The sequence below is a fragment of the Desulfobacter latus genome, assembly GCF_013389365.1.
Lineage (GTDB): Bacteria > Desulfobacterota > Desulfobacteria > Desulfobacterales > Desulfobacteraceae > Desulfobacter > Desulfobacter latus.
Genome location: NZ_JACADJ010000119.1, coordinates 1 through 5,893, shown reverse-complemented (window position 1 = coordinate 5,893; position 5,893 = coordinate 1). Strand labels below are relative to the sequence as shown.

The window sequence follows — 5,893 nt, the reverse complement described above, 5'->3', positions numbered from 1 at the left end:
CACAGTCTTCGGCTTTCTTCATTTCCATTATATTTGCTCCTCAGATAGTATTGTTTTGAGAGTTCATATCATGCTTTTTTCATAAAAAGATAGGCTTTTTTAAAACCGGGAAAATGGGAATGCGCCCTTTACCTCATGGTAAAGATCATCCCTGGTTTCAACCGCTAAAAGTTTACGAAATAAATTTTGATTTTTTTTCTTTTCCGCAAGCCACTGCGCGCGTTTGTATAGCAGTTCACCAATTTCCACGGCAAAATTTCGAATAATGGAGAGTATATAGTTTATTTCGCGCATGTTACGGGATGAAATCACAAATGCCCAGAATCCTTGAACCTGTCCGGCATATGAAAGCGGAACCAGGTATTGGACGTCTTCCTCTTTGACACGTTTAAAAAAAGAGGTCACCTCAATCGGGCGGTTTTCCATAATGGCGGTGGAATATGGCGTTCGTTCGTAATCTCTGCGTCGTTCCTGAATATTTTCAATGGAGGTGTTCAGCGCGATAATTTCCCTGACTCTGTGATCGTCCGGTACTTTTTCCAAAAAAATGACCCGTTCAAGGTTAAGGGTCTGGTTGACCATATTGACCACCTTAGCCCAATATGCCTGGGACGCGTAGAATCCATCCGGAAAAAACCGGTCTTTCAACTGCTCAGATTTATTGAGTATCACCTCCCTGGCAAATTGATTCTTGGACATGTATTTCCTGCCGAAAATAAACATGAAAACTGCGGTTGCAGCCGCCATTATCTGCATTACCGGAAGCCAGACAAATGCATACCTGAGCAACAAAAAAGAGCCGATAACGGTAAGCGGATAAAACAGTCCGGCGCCAATAAAAAAAAGCGTATCGCTGAACAGTGGAAAAACAAAAAGACCGACAATAACAATACCGGACACAATCAGCAAAATCGCGTATCGGCCCGGCCATTGAATAATACGGTTTTCAATCAGGGTATCCAGGGCAAATCCATTGTATTCAACCAGGGACAACGATCGGCTGCCTGTATGCACCGGCGTCTGAAATCCGGGGGAGTCTGAAGATTTTCCCAATCCCACCAAGACGGTTCTGTCTTGAAATAATTCTGGAACGATATTGCCGGAACGGATACTCTCAAATGAGATATTGGGAAGCACTCTATTTATAGCCATAAAATTGATGGCAAATTGTGAATCTATTGTCTGAGGCGCCTCGTTCCGCATTTGCGCGGCAGCCAAAATAAAATTGGGTTTAATCTGTTTTTTGGCCTCATTACACGGGAAAAGCGCATGTTCAAAGCGATGAATGCCGTATTGATTGACCGGCAGATCATAAGGCGCTATTTTTAATGTGTATTTATCTACAACGTCTGGAACTGGAACAAAGGCCGACGCACCGTTACAGGGTTGATGGGCAGTTTGGACGTTTAATGAGGTAATCGGTAACTGCTTTTGCCTTCCGAAGATGACGTTTTTGAATTCAGATGCACGGGCATAAAATTGTTCCGATGCACGCGGTGGAAAAAATGAAAAAAGAATCTGTTTTGCATTCACATCGTGGAGGTTATTCAAAAACGGAATCCAGGTCTCGTCATCGCTGTAGAGTTGTTCCGGGTTAATGGGCACTATTATTACTTTTTTAGAACCCTGGGTACTCTTGGGCGGTAGTTTGCAAAAAGTGTCATACATTGCCCCATTGGGAAGGACAAAAAAATTCACGACACTGAGAAGTTCAATTGCGCAAATAACGAATAAACCAACATTAAGCGCTGTAAGTCGGGGCCATTGTCTCATTGAATGCTTTCACCCGATGATCAAATTTTTGTTAATTTGAACAAATTCCCTAAAAAAAATTGATGACCGAGTTTCAATCCGGGCTTATAAAAGCCCCCCTTCTGAATCAATAGATTCAGGGGAGGGGGAGTTAATAATAAAGTTTAGTTGTGGCGTTGACTGAATCATAATATAACAGTTCAGCATATAAAAGTTAAATTTAAATGGGAAATTTATGAAAAATTTTTCCCAGCGCGCTATTTCACAAAAGAGTCATTTTTAACATTGCTGGTGTTTGGAAAAAAATTTTGCTTGACCCGGGCTTGAGAATTTTGTTAACCAATATGCGTTATGAGGGTTAACCAAATATTGCCGGATAAAAGGCAAATGATTCTTAAGATTTTGTACCAGTCGGGTGGTGAACCTGTTTCCGGGGTCAAAATCAGTGAAACTGCCGAAATTTCCCGGGTGGCGGTCTGGAAACACATGAAAGCCCTGAAACAGGCCGGCGTCAATATTAAGGCCCTGCCAACGGGGTATAAACTTCAGGACGCCGGCAACCTGCTCTATCCCTTTTGTTTTCCAACGCACCTTCAGGACAGAATTTTCCACTTTCCGGAACTTGATTCGACCATGGACCAGGCCCGTGAAATGGCCCGGCAAGGCGTCCGGCAGGCGAGTTGCGTCATTGCCGACGTCCAGACTGCCGCCAGGGGCCGGCTGAACCGGCAGTGGGACTCTGAGCGGGGCGGGCTCTGGTTTACGCTGATCCTTAAACCGGATTTGCCCCCGCCCCTGGCCTGGACCGTGAATTTTGCCGCATCTGCCTGCATGTCCGAAGTGCTGACCGATTTATTTGACCTGGATGTCCGGGTCAAATGGCCCAATGACCTGCTTCTTAAAGGCCGCAAGCTGTCCGGGATGCTGTCGGAAATGGAAACCCGGGCTGATATGGTGAATTTCCTGTTTCTGGGTATCGGCCTTAATGTAAACAATGACCCGGCATCAGATCAATACCAGGCCATTTCCCTGAAAACAGCCCTGGGAAAATCTGTTTCCAGAAAACAGATTCTCACCCGGTTCCTGGATCTGTTTGAATCCCGGATTGCTGCCGTTGATCCGCCCCGGATTATCAGCCGGTGGAAGGCTCGGACCGCCACCATCGGCGCCGACGTCAGGGTTCAAACCCATGATCGGGTGTATGAAGGCAAGGCCCTGGATGTGGATGACACCGGCGCTCTCATTGTTGAAGGCCGGGACGGCGTCACCCGAAAAATTATTTATGGCGATTGTTTTCACTGTTAAAAGAAAGCCTTGAAATGAATGGTACCCCCATGGATGTTTCTATAAAACCGATTATATATTCAGCCCTTTTTATCGCTCTGATCAGCATTGGGGCAATGATTGCCGTACCTGTGGGCCCTGTCCCCATTGTACTCCAAAACATGTTTGTGCTTCTGGCAGGCTTGATCCTGCCGCCGGCCTGGGCTGCCGGGTGCGTGGCCGTCTATCTGCTCATGGGCTTTGCCGGACTGCCGGTATTTGCCGGCGGCACCTCGGGTATTGGAAAAGTTTTCGGACCCACCGGCGGGTATCTTCTGTCTTATCTGCCGGCCGCGTTCCTCACCGCTGTCATATCCGGCCGCGCTGCAAAGAGTCTGGTCCGGGATTGCGGGGCCGCCATTGCGGGAATGGCGGTGATGTATATGTTCGGGGTCCCCTGGCTGAAATGGGTGCTGGCTGTATCCTGGGGCAAGGCCCTGGCTGCTGGCATGTATCCCTTTGTTCCCGGTGCTGTGCTTAAAATAATTGCAGCGGTAATCATCGCCCGAAAACTGCGTCCCCTGATCCGGTTTTAAACGCGTAATGGATACGGTGTTACTGAAAACAGACCATCTGACCCATGCCTTTGGTTCGGAGCAGTCAGGTATATTTGACATTTGTCTGACCATTGCCCGGGATGATTTTATTGTGCTTGCCGGAAAAAACGGATGCGGGAAAACCACCTTGATCCGTCACTTCAACGGCCTGTTGATGCCGGATAGGGGCCGGGTTCTGCTCGACGGTCAGGATATTCAAAAAAATTTGACCGTTGCCCGCAAAAAGGTCGGTATGGTGTTCCAGGACCCGGATACCCAGATTATCGCAGATACCGTATTTGATGAAACCGCCTTTGGCCCGGAAAATTTAAACATGGGCCGGGAAGCGATTAATGCCGGCGTAATTAACGCCCTTAAATTGCTCGGCCTGTACCATTTACGGGACAGAAATCCCGCCACCCTTTCCGGCGGGGAAAAACGCCGGCTGGCCATTGCCGGTATCCTGGTCATGGCACCGGACCTTATTATTTTTGACGAACCCTTTGCCAATCTGGATTATCCATCCATTGTATCCCTGGTCAGAGTGTGTCGAACGCTGCACCGGTCCGGACATGCCATTGTCATGACTACCCATGATGTGGCACCGGTGATCATGCTTGCCACCAAAATGGTGGTCATGGACAAAGGCCGGATCAAGGAACAAGGCGACCCGATCTCGCTTGCCCCCTGCCTTGAATCATATGGCGTGAAAAATCCGTTCACCCCCATGGCACAGGCGTGGGCACTATGACACTTTTTTCCTATCATCCCGGTGACACCTTATGGCATACCCTGGATGTCCGCTGCAAATGCCTGCTGATGTGCCTGTTGAGCCTGGCTGTGCTAAAGACGGGATTACCCGGGAATATTATCTGCCTGTGCGTTCTAATGGGTATACTGAAAATGTTGGGGGTGGGACCGGTAAAGCTTGTGACGCAGTTGAAATGCTTTCTTTTGCTTTTAACACTGATATTTTTCTGTCGCTGGGCAGTCACCCCCGGCCATCCCATGGTGACCCTGCACGGATTCAGCCTGACCCGCCAGGGTTTTGCTTCCGCTGGCCTGGTTTCGTTACGGTTTCTGGTCGTCATGCTGCTGGGGCTCATCTTGACGGTCACCACCCGGTCCATGGAAATCAAGGCGGCTGTCCAGTGGTTTTTCAAACCCGTTCCGTTTATTCCTGAAAAACGGGTGGCCGTGATGGTGGGCTTGGCCCTTAAATTCATGCCCCTGATCCTTGATAATGCCAGGGAGGTGACCCATGCGGTTAATGCCCGGTGCGGCAATTTAAGGAAAAATCCTGTACGCCGACTCGTCAACCTGGCCTGGCCCCTGCTGAAAAAAACATTTCAATCCGCAGATGACCTGAGCCTTGCCATGCAGGCCCGGTGTTACAGTGAAAACCGGACAGATGCACGGTTTTTCTCCAATGGGAAAGAGGGTTGGGTCGTGGGTCTGACATTTATCTTTTGTGCCGGGATAGTGCTGATGGGCTGAGACGCCGGGCCCTGTTTGCCAGGAGATATTGGTCTCTGTCGGCAAAAAGAGTGCAGACCCGACGAAATCCTTTGAGGAGTGCTGTCTTTCAACTCATTCTTGTTTTTGATTGACAAAAACCGGTTTTCCCATCATCTTGAGAGACAGTTCTTTGATAAGGTATCGGGTTATGCCTAAAAACCATGGCATGTAAAACCTTATGGGTAATAAATTCTCAAAAAACCGATTCCCATACAAACCTTAACATTGGCCATTCGTGAAGAATTAAGCCGGCTCGGAAAAGACCATGGAAGAAACTAAAAAAAGCATATTAATCATTGATGATGAAGACTATATCCGTCAAAGTTTTATTGACTATTTTGAAGACCGGCATTGGCTGGTTTTTGATACGAAAAGTGGGGAGTCCGCACTTGAACTGCTTAAAAATCAGGCCTGTTCAGCTGCCATTGTAGATATTCGTATGACGGGAATGGATGGGGAAACATTTATCAAAAACGCATCAAAAAAATATCCTGTTATGGGTTTTGTCATTTGTACAGGCTCACCTGAATATCAAACATCGGAAGATATTCTTCAACTCCCCAATGTTGCAAATCAAATTTTTGGAAAGCCGGTGATAGATATTGATAAACTGGAAAATACAATCAAAGGAATGCTGTGAACGTCAACTACCCACCGACACCTTTGGTGATCGGTGGGCTTGTGACTTCGGTTGCAAGTCCTGTTGATTAGCCTTGAGAGCCTTCGGGCTTTCGTTCTAAAGGAATATATAGGCACCCTGGTAA

At 47.6% G+C, this 5,893-nt stretch carries 6 protein-coding genes; 5 read left to right on the top strand and 1 reads right to left on the bottom strand.

The annotated features are described in order from the left end of the window. Nucleotides 1–99: 99 nt before the first annotated feature. Nucleotides 100–1,668, bottom strand: a complete 1,569-nt coding sequence (locus HXW94_RS17955) for a CHASE2 domain-containing protein (RefSeq protein ID WP_218576801.1) — start codon at nucleotides 1,666–1,668, stop codon at nucleotides 100–102. Nucleotides 1,669–2,139: 471 nt separating this feature from the next. Between HXW94_RS17955 and HXW94_RS17950 the strand changes: the two genes are divergently transcribed. The 5 genes from HXW94_RS17950 to HXW94_RS17930 all read left to right on the top strand — a co-directional run bounded on the left by HXW94_RS17950 (nucleotide 2,140) and on the right by HXW94_RS17930 (nucleotide 5,769). Then, the gene (locus HXW94_RS17950) at nucleotides 2,140–3,057 is read left to right on the top strand and encodes a biotin--[acetyl-CoA-carboxylase] ligase (protein ID WP_246294211.1); all 918 of its coding nucleotides are present in this window, start codon (nucleotides 2,140–2,142) and stop codon (nucleotides 3,055–3,057) included. Nucleotides 3,058–3,086: 29 nt separating this feature from the next. Beyond that, nucleotides 3,087–3,611, top strand: a complete 525-nt coding sequence (locus HXW94_RS17945; RefSeq protein WP_178368272.1) for a biotin transporter BioY — start codon at nucleotides 3,087–3,089, stop codon at nucleotides 3,609–3,611. A gap of 7 nt (nucleotides 3,612–3,618) precedes the next feature. Beyond that, nucleotides 3,619–4,362, top strand: a complete 744-nt coding sequence (locus tag HXW94_RS17940; RefSeq protein ID WP_178368269.1) for an energy-coupling factor ABC transporter ATP-binding protein — start codon at nucleotides 3,619–3,621, stop codon at nucleotides 4,360–4,362. After that, entirely contained in the window at nucleotides 4,359–5,108 is a 750-nt protein-coding gene (locus tag HXW94_RS17935) for an energy-coupling factor transporter transmembrane component T family protein (RefSeq protein ID WP_178368268.1), read from the top strand. The genes HXW94_RS17940 and HXW94_RS17935 overlap by 4 nt, the downstream gene beginning before the upstream one ends. Before the next feature lie 286 nt (nucleotides 5,109–5,394). Next, nucleotides 5,395–5,769, top strand: a complete 375-nt coding sequence (locus HXW94_RS17930) for a response regulator (RefSeq protein WP_178368267.1) — start codon at nucleotides 5,395–5,397, stop codon at nucleotides 5,767–5,769. Nucleotides 5,770–5,893: the final 124 nt, after the last annotated feature.